The organism is Paraburkholderia solitsugae, from assembly GCF_013177695.1.
In the GTDB taxonomy this organism is placed as follows: Bacteria; Pseudomonadota; Gammaproteobacteria; order Burkholderiales; family Burkholderiaceae; genus Paraburkholderia; species Paraburkholderia solitsugae.
On sequence record NZ_WOEY01000166.1, the window covers coordinates 67,576 to 82,616 of the forward strand.

Genomic DNA, 15,041 nt, shown 5'->3' on the forward strand with positions numbered 1-15,041 from the left:
CCGATGCCGATGCCGCTGCGTTAGCGCGCTGACTCGCACACCCACCCTATCTCGAAGGCTCGAAATGGACACTTACATCTTGTTGGGCTGTGGTTTTGGCGCGGCTCTGCTGATTGCAATCTGGGGAATCTGGAATCTCAGGTAATCCGCAAAAGGGGGCGCCCGAAGAGCGCGTGACGAAGCCCCCAATTGCGCGAACAAACGTGTGACTCAACACGTTGTAATGGCACAGCAGCATCAGAACACGATGTTGGTCCTCAGGCCCACAACGGCTTCATTGCCGATACGCTGCGACGGGTTCTCCGGATTCGGAATGCCGCCCGCCGGACGGAACGCGTACTGAAAGTCCGCCTGCAACTGCCACCACGGCGTGACCTGGTACTGATAGGTCGCTTCGATGATCGTCTCCGCGCTGCGCGACGGATACCCCGGCGTCGTGAGCGAAGCCGTATCGCTCGCGAGGTTCTGCGCGTGCGAGCCAATCTTCGCGTAGCCGACCGCAATCCCGGCGACGTCATTGTCGCGGCCCTTGAACGGCGCCTTCAGTGCCACACCGACGTTCACCCCCAGGTCGACCAGATTGCGATCGCCCGGAGCGCCCATGACTCTGGCGAACACGCCCAACGATTGCGGACTGTCCGGGCCCGCACGCCAGACCATCTGGTCGGCCACCGCGTAGAAGCTGTAGTCACCCCGATGATTGCGTGGAACGCCGGTGCTGGCCGGATTCGCCAGTGACAGGCCGGTGTTGTCGAACTGCTGGTCGGCAAAATTCCCCGTGTTGTACCAGAAGCCCAGTTTGTAAGTGCTAGGCAGGCCGGTGGGTTTCGGGTCCGATGGGTTAGCCGGTGGCTGGTTGATCGCGTACTGCACTTCGCCGATGAACAGGGCGCTGTCATGCAGGTTGAAATTGGTGCCGTGTGCGTTCAGCTTCTGCGGATCGCCGATACCATTGCCCGCCGGATTACCGTCGAACACACCAGCAAGCACCGTCCACGAATCCGCGGGGGTGGCCCGCACGCGTACCCCGAGTGACGACAACGGATAGGCAGGCCCGCCCGCCGGCATATCGGTGGACGGCAGCACCGGCCAGCCAAACGTGGCGTTCATGAACGTGCTCGCATACTGGCTCGTCATGAATTCCTGGTCGAGACTCTGCTGCCCGATCTTCACATCGACCTTGCCCGCGAGCAGGGACTGCTGATACCAGAGTTCCCACAGTCTTGTCGTCGCTTCCGCTTCGATGCCGGTCGCCGATTGCAGGGTCTGCAGGTTGCGCTGGGTCAGGTTGGTGCCGTGAATCTGCAACGCCGACACATTGAAGGTACCGCCCGGCAGCCCGAATGCTTTTTGCGTGTCCACCACGACACCGAGCTGCGTTAGCCCGTCGTAGGCGCCACTGCGGTGGGTCCCACCGGACAGGTTGTTCAGATATTCGCTGGTCTCCTGCAGGCTGAGCGTGACGCCGTGGTCGCCGAGCCAGGGCCGCAGGCCGCCCATGTCGCCAAAAAGTGTCGCGCGGTCCCAGAAACCGGTCGGCGAAGGCGGCGCCTGGTCCGCCTTCGCCGCGTCCGGTGCGGGCGTTGACGACGATGGCGCGGACTCGGCCGGTGTGGCGGCGGGCGCGGCTTCCCCGCTCGCCTGGGCGAATGCGGGCTGTACGACGCCCAGAGACAGCAGGCAGGTCAGGCTGATGGGGGCGCCGCACATCAGCAAGGTGGTCTTGAGGTTTTTCTTCATGGCAAGTGGAGGCGAGATTATCAGGCGGATAAATCCGTTCGTTTTATGGATAAGACACGCGATATGTGGCGGAACCGTGATCGGACATTGTTCAGGAGAACCACCAGCTCAGCCGCAGCGAGCGACCCAGCTCGTTGCCGACTGCGGAAGTGCACAACATCGCGACCAGTGCAAAAGCGGCTACCGTGACGGCGACAATCGCGTACCCGGTAGGCGTTAAAGGGTTGCCTACATAGGCCACACGAAGCGCGGCGCGCACGGCCGTTTTCCCGGCGCGGCGCAGGTGGCTTGCTACCGCTGACCTATGGGTTCCACTAGCGTGACCGAGGGCGCCGGCGCGTGCCGTTGCCGACACAGGCGTGGATACGACAATGAGATGCGCACGGGCGGCAAGCCGCATTGGGTGCCGGGCATGGACCGCGCCAGCGAAAAACGTACCGAATGATTTGACGAACATAAGCGCATCCCCGTCCTGCCCGGCCAAACCGGGCGACGTGTAACGACGTGACTGCGTCTCGCAAGCGGACTTGCGTCTCGCAAGCGGACTTGCGACAAGCGGCCAAACAAAGGGAGCGTGCTGCTGACAGACTGGCAGAAAGCCAGTCGGTGATGAAGCGCGCTAACCCGACCAGAGCGAGTTAGCGGCGAAGGAGTGTTCCTGCGGCGGCTATCTCGCGGTTACTTCGCCGGCACAGGCCGGCATCGGACTTCCACTACTAGAGCATGTGTCCACGAGGGACTCCTTTTGATGAGACGGGCGGATTGTATTCGGCTCGCAATAAAAACTGCAAGTAAAAAAACCGCAAAGACATCGCAGTCCGAATCTCCTGACCACAACTTCGCACCAAATGATTCTGTTTCTTATTTCAATGTCGTTCCCAGGCAGCGGTGACGTTTCTTTCAATTCTGAAAGAAAATGATGCCAGGAAATTATATTGGCTCTGCTTAACGAATGAAGTTGACTTCGGATTCGAGCGCCGCCTAAAATTTAAAAGTCTTCACAAACGGGGCTGATGCCTTGGACACCTGCAGTAGTCGACCTTCGTATAGTTTCGCTGCCTGACCGGCAGGACGTCCGCGCTCTCTTCACCCAGCCGCCGTCTTGCCTTCAGGCAGACGGTGCGCGCCGTAGTTACCCTCTCCGTGCACCCTTGATTAGCGCCATATGGCCGCAGCGTTTGCGCGTCCATGTGGCACCGCGTCGCGAGCGTCAACTCGCGGCTGCGTCCCTTTGCGCCTTGTCGATTTTTGATGGCGCGGGCGGACGCGTGGATAAGCGCGCGTGTTGCAAACATGCAGCAAGCGCGTACAGACCTCGATAAGGAGCCGCCATGCCGGACAGTGACAGTTACCCCATATGCCGCTCACCTTTACCTTTGCCTGAGGAAAGCGAGTAGACGTCTGTCGCCGCGCGCATAGCACGCCCGGCCTCCCTGTCTGCTGGCTTTCCGCAAATCGCGTTAAGCCAAACGCTCGGAGAAATATCATGAACTTCGGCCTCCTCGTCTCGCAACTGCCGCACGTCCAGGAATCCCGCGTCCACTACGACGCCATGCTCGCGCTGCACGCCCCCGCGCCGCATGCATTTGCCGCCTTCTGGCAGCGCCTCATAACCTTCGTTTCCTGATTTTTACCGCGCAACTTTCCGCCATACGCAAGCGACGTCGTGGTTTCCCGACGCACGCCCTTACGTATGTCGGAGAAGCGCATTTTCCTTTCAATAAACACAACTAGGGAAGAAAGAAAAATGTCTACTCCTACGCAGGTTTCATCCGCGCGGAGCGCAGTACTTGATTCGGCGCACATCGGCGATATCAAGGGTGCGCTAGGCACCATTGCGCACCACGACACCGCCCCGCGCACCAATTGGTGGGCGCGTTTCCGCACACTGCTCGCCATTCTCGGCCCCGGGCTCATCGTGATGGTCGGTGACAACGATGCAGGCGCCTTCGGCACCTACACCCAGGCCGGCCAGAACTACGGCACCACGTTGCTGTGGACCATGCTGCTGCTCGTGCCCGTCCTCTTCGTCAATCAGGAAATGGTGCTGCGCCTCGGTGCCGTCACCGGTGTCGGCCACGCGCGCCTCATCTTCGAACGCTTCGGCAAGTTCTGGGGTGCGTTCAGCGTTGTCGACCTGTTCATCCTTAACGCGCTGACTATCGTGACCGAGTTCATCGGCATCACGTTCGTCCTCGACTTCTTCGGCATCTCCAAGATTCTGGGCGTCTGCATTGCCGCGGCGCTAACGATGGCGGCCGTCAGTACGGGCAACTTCAGACGGTTTGAACGCTTCGCCGTCGTACTGTGCCTCCTGAGCCTGTTGCTGGTGCCGGTGCTGGTGTCGATTCACCCGCCGGTTGGCCAGATGACGCGCGATTTCTTCATTCCGAACTGGCCTGCCCACTCGAAGCTGAGCGATGTGATGCTGCTCGTCATCGGCATCGTCGGCACGACGGTCGCGCCGTGGCAACTGTTCTTCCAGCAGAGCTACATCGTCGACAAGCGCATCACACCACGTTTCATGAAGTACGAAAAGGCCGACCTGTGGATTGGCATTGTGTTCGTGCTGATTGGCGCCGTGGCGATGATTTCATTCTGCGCGGCGATGTACGCCGGCAAGCCCGAGTTCGGCAATTTCACGGACGCAGGTGGTGTGATTGCAGGTCTGGAAAAATACGCGGGTCGCACATCCGCCACGCTCTTCGCGGTGGCACTGCTCGATGCCTGCATCATCGGCGCAGCCGCCGTGTCGCTGTCGACCGCGTACGCGATCGGCGACGTGTTCAAGATTCGCCACTCGCTGCATCGTCCCGTGTCGGACGCCAAGGGTTTCTATCTCGTCTACTTCGGTATTGTTGCCGCCGCTGCAGCGCTGGTGCTGATTCCCGGTAGCCCGCTTGGTCTGCTGACTGAAGCCGTGCAAACGCTCGCGGGCGTATTGCTGCCGAGCGCCACCGTATTTTTGCTTCTGCTGTGCAACGACAAGGCTGTGCTTGGCCCGTGGGTCAACTCGAAGAAACTGAACCTGTTCACGGGCGCCGTTATCTGGGTGCTGGTGATGCTGTCCATCATCCTGACCGCCTCGGTCGTCTACCCGGACATCACGGGCGAAACGATTCTGGAAACGCTCGCTGGCGGGACGCTGCTGGCAATCTTTGGCTACGCCGCCACGGTCGGGATTCGCCGAGTCCGTCGCGAAGCCGCGGATAGAGACGAGCAGAAGTATCCGAAGAACGCCCGCGATACGTGGCGCATGCCGCCGCTGGATGAGCTGGCGCCGCCGAATCTCACGCTGTCCAAACGCGTCTGGATGGGTGTGCTGCGCGGCTATCTGATCGTGGCAGTCGCACTCGTTGTCGTGAAGGTCGTGCAGATGACACTCCTGAAATAAAACAAACGCCCGCGCCGACCGCATTTTCGGTCATTCGCACAGACGCAGTGCACATCTCGCCGTTGCGACGCGGATGAGAATCCATGCAGTGTTTCGAGCGACGGTTCAAACCATCAGAAGGTGCTGATATCCGCTGCGCTGCGATGGTTTAACCTTAAAGAAGCATCCGACAGGTTGCGCGTCGCGCGAGAGCCCGTTCTTTCAGGGCGTGCAGCATCGCGCGCGCCAGACGCAAAATGATCTTCAGCGGTTTTGCCGCCGGGCGGCAGGCTGTGCGCCCGGCGCGCTTCCCTATGAAAAGAACAGGCAAACATGACCCTTGACTTTGTTTTGCGTCTACTCGCTGCATTTGCATGTGGGGTGGTCATTGGGCTCGAGCGCCAGATGCGTCAACGGACAGCAGGGTTGCGTACGATTACGCTCGTTGCGAGCGGTGCCTGCCTGTTCGTCACCCTTGGGGTGCTGACTGGAAACGGGACGACCGGCGTGACACAAATCGCCTCATATGTCGTCTCTGGTGTCGGCTTCCTCGGCGGTGGCGTCATCATGCGCGACAAGGGTTCGATACAAGGCGTCAATACGGCAGCCACGCTCTGGTGCTCAGCCGCAGTCGGCGTTCTATGCGGTGCGGGGCACTTTGGCCCCGCCGCCGCAGGAACCGCTGTCGTGTTGCTCACGAATACCGTCCTGCGCGAAGTGAGCCGCGCGATCAATATCTCCCCGGTATCGGCCGCAGACCTTGTGCGTGAGTACACGCTCACCGTGGTCTGCCGCGAAGCCGACGAAGTGCATATCCGTGCATCGCTGTCCAATTCGATGTCCTCCGCGCCGCTTTCGTTCCAGAGTTTGACTAGCCGCGACTACGAGGACGACCCGCAACGTATCGAGGTGACGGCGACACTCAAGCTGCACCCGAAGGATCAGTCCAAGCTTGAGCACATCGCCAGCCGTCTGAGCATGGAGAAAGGCGTCTCGAGCGTCAGCTGGTTGGGCCTCGACGCTGAGCCCACGCCGGAATAACTTTCCTGCGGAACCGCCGGGCGACGCGCACGCTCGCCGTACTTCATGGCAGGTGCAGCCGCGCTTTCACACGTGAGGAATGACGTGTGAAAGCGCGGCCACCCTCTCAGTCAAGTTCGAAATATTCCGTTTCAGAACTCACAACTCCATGGTCAACAACGGCGTCGTCAGGCGCGTTGAGCAGATGAACGGCCATAAAGCCGCCCGTCAACCGGATTGGAGATGATGACCATGAAACTCGCTTACAAACTCGCCGCTGTTGCCACCCTCGCGATGCCCTTCACCGGCATTGCGTCAGCACAAACGAACTGGGACGCGACTCATCCGCGCCGCGCGGAAGTGAACCAGCGACTCGCGAATCAGGACCATCGCATTCATCAGGAGGTCCGTGAGGGCGACATGTCGCATAGGGAAGCGGCCAGACTGCATCGCGACGATCATCAGATTCGCCAGGAAGAGCGTGACATGGCAAGCCAGGACCGTGGCCACATCACGAAGCGCGAGGACTACGCGTTGAACCAGCAGGAAAACCACGTTAGCCGCCAGATTGGGCAATAGGGTTGGCAACAACGCCCAGCGTCGAGTCTCAGAAGGCTCGGCGCTGGTTTGCCTGAATCAACCCGGTCTATATGGTGACGCCGCGCCCATGTCCACGGTTTGGAAGTCACGGCAATGGGCCGCGCGCCACGCTTCGAGACCGTTACCTTATCCGACGCCCATGTCCTCCGACTTGTTGGAGGGGAAAATGAAAAACTCAAGCGACCAATCCCTACGCTGCCAGGTAGAAAAGTGGCTTGCCCCGGCACCCGGAAGTCCGGTTCGGGTGACTGAATTCAGTCGCACCCGTTGGGATGGCAGACGCTACGTGTGCGTCAGAACTTCGTCATCGGCCGGTGCCCGCGCGTTGCTTTTCTTCCGGCACGATGACGGGAGCTGGTGCGTGTTCCCGGTCTCGTTCACCAATCACTTCTAACGCGCTGCGATGGGCTGCGGGCGCTCAGATATTAATCTGACCACCCATTTCTACCACGCGGTTAGCGGGCAGGCTGTAATACTCGGCCGCCTGCGCCCCATTTCTTGCAAGAAACGCGAACAGCTTCTCGCGCCAGAGCGGCATCGATTTACTTTCACCGGTCGCCACGATGGTATCGCGCGCGAGGAAGAACGACGTATCCGCCGCTTCGTACTTCCAGTTCGGCATCTGTTTCTGCGCCAGTTCGAGAATGGCAGGGACGTTTGGAATCTCCATGAAGCCGTGGCGAACCGTGACGGCGTAGCATCCGTGCCCGAGGTCGACCACTACCGCTTTGCGCTGGTCGGGAACATGCGGCACGTTGTCTGTTGTACCTGAAAGGAAGATGTTGACCTGATGCATGACACCGTTGTGCTTCAGGTTATGCAGAAACGCGGAGGGCGCCATGTCTACGACCCCACCCGGAAAAACGGCCGTGCCATTCACGCGCGGCGGGGCGTGCTCGCCGTCGCACAGGGAGTGAATCAAGGCCACCAGCGGCATATTGTCGGCTTTCATCTTGTCGACGACCGTCTCGCGTCCCTTATGCCAGGTTGTCATCACGGTAAACAGCACGCCCCCGGCGAGCAGCGGAAACCAGCCGCCTTCGAGCACCTTGCTAACGTTGCTTGCCACGAACACCGCGTCGACCAGGGCCAGGGGACCGATGACAGCCGCGGTTGCAAGCGGCTTCCAGTTCCAAAGACAATGAGTGATGAAGTACATCAGCAAGGTGGTCAGCAGCATGGTCGATGCCACTGCAATACCGTAAGCTGCCGCCAGATTGTCAGAGGACTTGAAGAACACCACGAGAAAGACGACGGCCGCGTAAAGCGAGACATTGATGAACGGGACATACACTTGTCCGATCTCGTGCGTCGACGTGTGCACGACCGGGATGCGCGGCAGGAAGCCGAGCTGGACCGCCTGCTTGGTCATCGAAAAAGCCCCCGAGATAACGGCCTGCGACGCGATGATAGTGGCCGCCGTGGCAAGCACGACCAGCGGCACGAGCGCCCAGCCAGGCGCAGATTGAAAAAATGGTTGAGCGATCGCTGAAGGCGTTTCCAGAACCAGCGCCGCCTGACCGAAATAGTTCAGCACCAGGCTGGGTAGCACGAGAAGCAGCCATGCTAGACGGATCGGCTTTTTGCCGAAATGGCCCATGTCGGCGTAGAGAGCCTCGCCGCCGGTCAGCGCCAGAAAGACCGAGCCCAGCACGACGAACGCGGTGGTCGGCGCGTGGGTGATGAACCTGATGGCATAGAGCGGCGATACGGCCTGCACAATGGCGGTATGCGTAACGATATGGGATAGGCCGAGCGCCGCGAGTGTCACGAACCATACGATCATCACCGGTCCGAAAACTTTGCCGACCGCGCCCGTGCCGCGTTTCTGAAGTTTGAAAAGGCCGGTGAGAATGACGAGCGAAATAGGAACGATCCATTCACTCAGATGGGGGTCCACGAGTGTCACGCCCTCCACGGCGGATATCACCGAAATTGCCGGCGTGATCATCGAATCGCCGTAGAACATGGCCGCGCCGAATACCCCGAGCGTCAGTAGAACGCCGCGCAACCGCGCGGGGGCGACACCGGATGCCAGTGCGGTGAGCGCCAGGATGCCGCCCTCACGATCGTTGTCCGCGCGCATGACGAAGCTGACGTACTTCAGCGTGACGACAATGATGATCGACCACAGAATCAGCGACACAATGCCGAACACGTTGGTTTGCGTGATACCGCCGGCCGCCTTCAGGCACTCGCGAAGCGTATAGAGCGGGCTGGTTCCGATATCACCGAAGACAACCCCGATTGCGCCGAGCACAAGGCCGGGCGCAGCTTGTTTTGCAGGAGAGGCTGCGCTGAGAGCAGTGGAGGACATAGGGGTTCTAAGTTGAGTATTTCGGTAGGCGCGCGGCGTATTGATAACCGCGACTTCTGCGCGTGATGCGCGCGGTAAGCCTGCCCCAGGCTTGGCTGGAAGGGGCCTCTCGCGTGCTTGCGAAACTTGTGATGCGTGAGCGATCTGCTGCTATCTCAAGCGCCAGATCCCCCGTGCTGCAATGAGCAAAGCCATGGCGAACCCGCCGCCGAGGAGGATGTAGGTGGCCATCGAAATGAAATGTTAATGATATGTGATTGAAAGGAGTGGCCGTGACATTGCGTCGTATGCTACCGGCTCTACCTTTCAGAATATCTGTCGATGACGCTTTGGCCCGGCCTAATCCGCCGCGCGTTCTTGGCTCGTCGATGCAGTAGCGTGCTCGCCGGCGTTCAGGAATGGTTTGGCGATGTTCTCCAGGCGGTGCTGGAGCGGCTTTACAAGGCGGAGTTTACGAGGTGGAGGGCGACAATCCGCAGCACCGTTTGACGGTAATGCCGCTTGCGTTTCTGGAAGGGTTCAACCCGTGGTAGCTCGCCTGGTCATGACCGCGACGACTGCGTCACCCATCTGGCCTGTGCCGACCTTGGTCGTGCCTTCGGCGTAAATGTCCGCCGTACGCAATCCCGACGCGAGCACATCCTTGACCGCCAATTCGATGCGGTTTGCGGCGGTGGCCTGGTTGAGTGAGAAACGCAACATCATGGCAGCGGACAGAATCGTCGCCAAAGGATTCGCGATGCCCTTGCCCGCGATGTCCGGAGCGCTGCCGTGGCTGGGTTCATACAGGCCCTGATTGCTCGCATTCAGACTGGCCGATGGCAGCATGCCGATAGAGCCAGTGAGCATCGCGGCTTCGTCACTGAGGATGTCCCCGAACAGGTTGCCGGTGACGATCACGTCAAATTTCCTGGGCGCCTTGACCAGTTGCATCGCTGCGTTGTCGACGTACATGTGGTCAAGCTCCACGTCGGGGTAGTCCTTGCCGACTTCGGTCACGATGTCCCTCCAGAACTGCGAGGTTTCCAGCACATTGGCCTTGTCTACGCTGGTGAGACGCTTGTTGCGCTGGCGCGCGGCCTGAAACGCGACATGGGCGATGCGCTCGACCTCGGGACGCGAGTAGCGCATGGTGTCGAAACCCTCCTGCGCGCCGGGGAAGTGACCGTCGACAGCGGTGCGGCGTCCACGGGGTTGGCCAAAATAGACGTCGCCGGTTGCATCGCGGATGATCAGGATGTCGAGGCCTGAGACCAGTTCGGGTTTGAGGCTGGAAGCGCCAACCAGTTGCTCGTAGCAGATCGCGGGGCGGAGATTGGCAAATAAAGCCAGGTGCTTGCGCAAGCCCAGGATTGCCTGCTCGGGACGTAAGTGGCGGTCCAACTGGTCATATCGCCAGTCGCCAACGGCGCCAAACAGCACGGCGTCAGCCTCCCGCGCCAGTTTAAGCGTGGCTTCTGGCAAGGGGTGACTGTGGGACGCGTACGCAACACCGCCCACCAGGGCGAACTCGGTTTCAAATTTCAGGTCCAGGACGTTCAGGACCTTGATGGCTTCAGCGATGATTTCGGCCCCGATGCCGTCGCCGGGAAGGATTGCGATTTTCACGGTCAATTTTTCTGCAGGTTGAATAGTTCACTCGCTCGTTTCAAGTCTTTGCCTATCGACCCGAGCGCCCGGTTGTTCAAGAAGGCATTGTTTACCCGCTTTAAAACCGGTACAAGGCAACTGTTTATCCTGGGTTTAATGCTACCGTGATCGAACCTGATAGCCGCGATGAGGCAGCCAATTTCCACAAGACATGATCGCCAGGCAATTACCCAACATGAGCATTGCCGAGCTGCTTTCAATCCTGAACTCGACGCGCAATGCATTTTTCGGCGCGGACGTGCATCCTCGCTTCAAATCGGATAGGAATGCAAACGAAAAAGAACCGGCTGGCCGAGGGATCGCCTGGCGACGAGATCGAGGAGTGGGGTTGGCCTGAGAGCGGCGCCCCTCGAAAGACCGAAGCGGAGGTGAGTCGTTCGAAGCCGGCGGTGGACGCAAGCGGCCGATTGCGTCAAATTGTTGGTCGACAAATAAACCTGAAAATCAAATTAATACAGTAACAAAAACTGGCCTCAGCCCGATACGATAGTGGAAAACGCTGCCTGTCGGCCACAACAGTGGTCTTTAGTAACGGGCATCCATTCCCTTTCCAAACAAGCCCTCAACACCTCCTATGCCACGCCCGATCGTTGCACAGATTCATCCCGACGCAGTCAGCCACAACCTCTCCCTCGTCAAGCAGCGGGCGCCTCGATCACGGACTTGGGCCGTCGTCAAAGCCAACGCCTATGGACACGGAATCGATCGTGTGTTCCCGGCACTCGCGAAGGCCGACGGCATCGCGCTGCTCGATCTTGACGAAGCGGTCCGGGTGCGTGAGTTGGGTTGGACCAAGCCGGTTCTTCTTCTGGAAGGTGTCTTCAGGACAGGTGACGTGCAAATCGCCCAACAGTTCGATCTTTCCATGGCCGTGCATTGCCGTGAGCAACTCGACCTGTTGCGCTTGTCGCCGTCACGTGAGCGCATCAACGTGCATCTGAAAATGAACTCCGGGATGAATCGCCTTGGATTCCGGCCCGACGCGTACCGCGCCGCATGGGAGGAGGCCAGTTCGATTCCAGGCATCTCGGACATCACGTTGATGAGCCACTTCGCGAACGCTGACGATGGCGACGTGGCATGGCAGATGGATCGCTTCGATGCAGTGACTCACGGCATACCCGGCCAACGAAGTCTCGCGAATTCAGCGGCCGTTCTGTGGCATCCCCAGGCTCATCGCGACTGGGTGCGCCCGGGTGTCGTGCTGTACGGCGGCTCGCCCACCGGTCAGTCGCGCCATATTGACGACGTGGGCCTGCGCGCCTCGATGACGCTCAAGAGCGAAGTGATCGGCGTGCAGTCATTGTCGGCGCAGGAGACCGTCGGTTATGGCCGTGCCTTCGCCGCGAATACCGACATGCGCATCGGTGTGGTGGCATGCGGCTATGCGGACGGATATCCCCGGCACGCATCGACGGGTACGCCAATCGCTGTCGACGGAATCATGACGCAAGTGGTTGGCCGCGTCTCGATGGACATGCTCACCGTCGACCTGACACCGTGCCCGCATGCGCAGGTTGGTTCAAAGGTCGAACTGTGGGGCGAGAAGGTCAACATCGATGACGTCGCGCATGCTTCAGGGACGATCGGGTATGAACTGATGTGCGCCTTGGCAAAACGGGTGCCTGTAGAAGTCAAAGCAGCGCAATAGCGGTGCAACCAGGCATTTTTGTGTTTACGTAATAATTGCGAGGAGCGTACGATTCGACCCACTAACCATAAAATGCGCAGGTCATGGCTTTCAGCGAACCAAGGTCTCCATTTTTCAAGTGGGTCGTGTCCTCCGCTCAGGATCTGAGCGCCGAGAATCGGCAAATATTGCTGGCCAATCTGTTCACGCGCACTGCGTCGATCGTGTTTGCGTCGATCTGCGAAATCAGTGTTTGCGCGACCGCGTTCTATCTCTATCCCAAAGCCCTTTACGCATGCTGGGGCAGCGCCGTCGTCGCGTTGCTGATTACCCGCCTTGCCTTGATCTGGCTGTGTTGCCGGCGCAGCGCGCTGGGTCAGCCGACACCCACATCGGCATTTCTTTTCGCGAGCCTTCTATGGAGCGCGCTATTCGGGTTCGGCACCTTCTTGTGCAATACCAGCGGAGATCAGACGCTTTTCCTGCTCGGCAACGTTTGCGCGGTGGGTGTGATCGGCGGCCTGGCTGGACGAAACGCCGGGACGCCCCGCCTCGTGCTGCTCCAGATTTCGTTCATTCTCGGGCTGTTAGGCGCGGGGGCGGCGCTGTCTCCCGGCTCCGGCAAGCTCGTGCTGCTGTTTCAGGCGCCGTTTTGCGCCGCTGGCTTCTTTACGGTTGCGCTGCGTAGCAATCGTGACACCGTTGCGTTGCTGCTGGCACGCGAAAACAGTCATCGCCTTGCCCATGAGGACAGTCTCACTGGCCTGCCCAATCGCGCGCGTATCAGCGAGCTCCTGCTGGAGCGTACCCAGGCAGGCTTGTTGCGTCAGGATCAATTGTTCGCTGTTTTGCTTATCGATCTCGACGGCTTCAAGGCGATCAACGACAGCCTCGGCCATGCCGCTGGCGATCAGATCCTTCAGGAAGCGGCGGTCCGATTGCGTGAAGTACTGCCGACCGGCGATCTCGTGGGACGGCTGGCCGGCGACGAGTTCGTCGCCATTTCCGACGGCACCGGGCTGAACCGCGACGTGCGGTTGCTGGCGGACCGGATCGTCAAGACGCTGGCGCGGCCTTTCGCACTCAGCGAGGCGCGGGTGCATATCGGTGCGAGCGTGGGCGTCTCGCTCTATCCGGAACACGCGAGGACCGGGCCGCAATTGTTGATCTGTGCGGATCGCGCCTTGTACGCGGTCAAACGCAGCGGCAAAAGCGCGTACGCGCTCTTCGATGCCTTCAGGCACGCGTCCGACGAAAGTCTGAGCCTCCTGCGAAGCGATCTGGAGGGCGCAATGCAGTCTTATAGCGGTTTGCGCATGGAGTACCAGCCGATTATCGACCTCAGCGACGACACGATTTCCGGCCGCGAGGCACTGCTTCGCTGGACGCACCCGACTCGCGGCGAGCTTTCTCCCTCCGCATTTATTCCCACCGCCGAACGGACGGGCCTCATCCTCGCACTCGGCGAATGGGCCTTGCTGCAATCATGCACGGAAGCTGCCACCTGGCGTGACGCAGTGAGCGTCGCTGTGAATGTTTCGCCGGTGCAATTGCGGGAGGAATCGTTCGCCTCGACGGTCGCGGCGATCCTTGGCAAGACGGGGTTGCCGCCGGCGCGTCTGAATATCGAAGTCACGGAAACGGTGTTGTTGAGCGACGATATCGTCACGCGGCTCAACGTCGAGAAGCTTCGCGCGTTGGGAATTGGCCTCGCGCTCGACGACTTCGGCACCGGGTTTTCAACCATGTCGACGCTCGTGCGCTTCTCATTCGACAAGCTCAAGATCGACAGTTCGTTCGTGAAGGAGTCCGTGCATCGGCGCGAATCCGCGGCTGTGGTTCGCGGGATTGTGGCTTTGGCACGGGAGATCGGCATACCGACCACGGCGGAAGGGATCGAGACGCAGGAGCAGCTGAATTTTGTGCGTGTGTGTGGATGCACGCATGCTCAGGGTTATCTTCTGGGCAAGTCGGTCTGTGGTGAGGAAATTCCGCACCTCGAAAATAGGCTTGCCGCGCCCGCTGAATCCAGCGGGCGCTGATCATTGCGGCCTGCTTTTACTGACGCAGTTCCGGCGAATCCTGCATGGCTGCCTGCAGCTTTTGCACGGCGTCAATCGTCGCGCGCTGGGCGGCGAGACCGAAATTGCGCTTGAACTCGCCAAACTCCGCGTGACCGCTGCCTGTCACTTCCTTTTTTGTCACGAGCTTGCCGCTCGGATCTGTCACGGTACACACGAGCGTCACCGAAAAGTCGGTCGGTGGCCAGGTCAGGAGGCTCGGCGACGAAGAAGTCGTCGAGATGGTCGGCGTGACGACATAGCTCAGGCTTTTTGATTGGACCGTTGCCTGATCAGGCGCGGCATTCAGCTTCACCACATTGCTGAACACCTGGCTGAGTTCGACGTAGATCGGAAGCTCCAGATCGCGATACGGTTTGTAGGCCACCTTGTCGCCACCGCCGCCCGGCGTGACGACTTCCTTTGCGCGCAACTCGTCTGTAATGACGAGCCCAACCGTCTTGTTGATGATCGGCTGCGTTTGGGCCGTCGCCGTTGCTGCGGTCGTGGTGGTTGCGGTGAGCGCTGCCGGGTCGCCGGAGATGGTGATGTCGTGTGCGCAACCTGCGAGCGACGCAATGGCGCCGGTGACCGCGATACTGCGAATGAGGTGGATCAGTTTCATGATGATGTCTGGTCTGCGAGAAAAGG

General features: G+C 60.0%; 11 protein-coding genes. 7 read left to right on the top strand and 4 right to left on the bottom strand.

All coding sequences use genetic code 11. The features are described from left to right. Positions 1-237 precede the first annotated feature (237 nt). Positions 238-1,740, bottom strand: coding sequence for a carbohydrate porin (locus GNZ12_RS41025; protein ID WP_172318257.1), 1,503 nt, complete (start codon positions 1,738-1,740; stop codon positions 238-240). A 1,486-nt stretch (positions 1,741-3,226) separates the two neighbouring features. Here GNZ12_RS41025 and GNZ12_RS41030 point away from each other — a divergent pair. From GNZ12_RS41030 to GNZ12_RS44850, 5 genes are all read left to right on the top strand, one after another. Further along, positions 3,227-3,367 carry a hypothetical protein gene (locus tag GNZ12_RS41030; RefSeq protein ID WP_172318259.1) on the top strand — a complete coding sequence of 47 codons (141 nt, stop codon included), beginning with the start codon at positions 3,227-3,229 and terminating at the stop codon, positions 3,365-3,367. A 120-nt stretch (positions 3,368-3,487) separates the two neighbouring features. After that, positions 3,488-5,134: an NRAMP family divalent metal transporter gene (locus tag GNZ12_RS41035; protein ID WP_172318261.1), complete on the top strand. Its 1,647-nt coding sequence runs from the start codon at positions 3,488-3,490 to the stop codon at positions 5,132-5,134. A 312-nt stretch (positions 5,135-5,446) separates the two neighbouring features. After that, the gene (locus tag GNZ12_RS41040) at positions 5,447-6,154 is read left to right on the top strand and encodes an MgtC/SapB family protein (RefSeq protein WP_172318263.1); all 708 of its coding nucleotides are present in this window, start codon (positions 5,447-5,449) and stop codon (positions 6,152-6,154) included. A 231-nt stretch (positions 6,155-6,385) separates the two neighbouring features. Further along, complete coding sequence (locus GNZ12_RS41045) at positions 6,386-6,712, top strand: hypothetical protein (RefSeq protein ID WP_407947769.1); 327 nt, start codon at positions 6,386-6,388, stop codon at positions 6,710-6,712. A 187-nt stretch (positions 6,713-6,899) separates the two neighbouring features. Further along, a complete protein-coding gene (locus GNZ12_RS44850; RefSeq protein WP_235994060.1) occupies positions 6,900-7,127 on the top strand; it encodes a hypothetical protein in 228 nt (75 codons plus the stop codon). Positions 7,128-7,151: 24 nt separating this feature from the next. Here GNZ12_RS44850 and GNZ12_RS41050 read toward each other — a convergent pair whose 3' ends face one another. Both GNZ12_RS41050 and leuB read right to left on the bottom strand, forming a co-directional pair. Further along, a complete protein-coding gene (locus GNZ12_RS41050; RefSeq protein WP_172318265.1) occupies positions 7,152-9,050 on the bottom strand; it encodes a potassium transporter Kup in 1,899 nt (632 codons plus the stop codon). Positions 9,051-9,569: 519 nt separating this feature from the next. Next, entirely contained in the window at positions 9,570-10,658 is a 1,089-nt protein-coding gene (gene leuB, locus GNZ12_RS41055) for a 3-isopropylmalate dehydrogenase (RefSeq protein ID WP_172318267.1), read from the bottom strand. 616 nt (positions 10,659-11,274) lie between these two features. On the opposite strand from leuB, the gene alr reads away from it, so the two are divergent. Both alr and GNZ12_RS41065 read left to right on the top strand, forming a co-directional pair. After that, a complete protein-coding gene (gene alr, locus GNZ12_RS41060; RefSeq protein WP_172318269.1) occupies positions 11,275-12,351 on the top strand; it encodes an alanine racemase in 1,077 nt (358 codons plus the stop codon). A gap of 83 nt (positions 12,352-12,434) precedes the next feature. Continuing rightward, a complete protein-coding gene (locus GNZ12_RS41065) occupies positions 12,435-14,372 on the top strand; it encodes a putative bifunctional diguanylate cyclase/phosphodiesterase (protein ID WP_172318271.1) in 1,938 nt (645 codons plus the stop codon). A 16-nt stretch (positions 14,373-14,388) separates the two neighbouring features. Here GNZ12_RS41065 and GNZ12_RS41070 read toward each other — a convergent pair whose 3' ends face one another. Beyond that, the gene (locus GNZ12_RS41070) at positions 14,389-15,015 is read right to left on the bottom strand and encodes a hypothetical protein (RefSeq protein ID WP_172318273.1); all 627 of its coding nucleotides are present in this window, start codon (positions 15,013-15,015) and stop codon (positions 14,389-14,391) included. Between the last annotated feature and the right edge of the window lie 26 nt (positions 15,016-15,041).

Excerpts from the sequence above, each read along its gene's own strand:
- GNZ12_RS41025 (WP_172318257.1), bottom strand. The coding sequence starts at position 1,740 with ATGAAGAAAAACCTCAAGACCACCTTGCTGATGTGCGGCGCCCCCATC.
- GNZ12_RS41030 (WP_172318259.1), top strand. The coding sequence starts at position 3,227 with ATGAACTTCGGCCTCCTCGTCTCGCAACTGCCGCACGTCCAGGAATCC.
- GNZ12_RS41035 (WP_172318261.1), top strand. The coding sequence starts at position 3,488 with ATGTCTACTCCTACGCAGGTTTCATCCGCGCGGAGCGCAGTACTTGAT.
- GNZ12_RS41040 (WP_172318263.1), top strand. The coding sequence starts at position 5,447 with ATGACCCTTGACTTTGTTTTGCGTCTACTCGCTGCATTTGCATGTGGG.
- GNZ12_RS41045 (WP_407947769.1), top strand. The coding sequence starts at position 6,386 with ATGAAACTCGCTTACAAACTCGCCGCTGTTGCCACCCTCGCGATGCCC.
- GNZ12_RS44850 (WP_235994060.1), top strand. The coding sequence starts at position 6,900 with ATGAAAAACTCAAGCGACCAATCCCTACGCTGCCAGGTAGAAAAGTGG.
- GNZ12_RS41050 (WP_172318265.1), bottom strand. The coding sequence starts at position 9,050 with ATGTCCTCCACTGCTCTCAGCGCAGCCTCTCCTGCAAAACAAGCTGCG.
- alr (WP_172318269.1), top strand. The coding sequence starts at position 11,275 with ATGCCACGCCCGATCGTTGCACAGATTCATCCCGACGCAGTCAGCCAC.
- GNZ12_RS41065 (WP_172318271.1), top strand. The coding sequence starts at position 12,435 with ATGGCTTTCAGCGAACCAAGGTCTCCATTTTTCAAGTGGGTCGTGTCC.
- GNZ12_RS41070 (WP_172318273.1), bottom strand. The coding sequence starts at position 15,015 with ATGAAACTGATCCACCTCATTCGCAGTATCGCGGTCACCGGCGCCATT.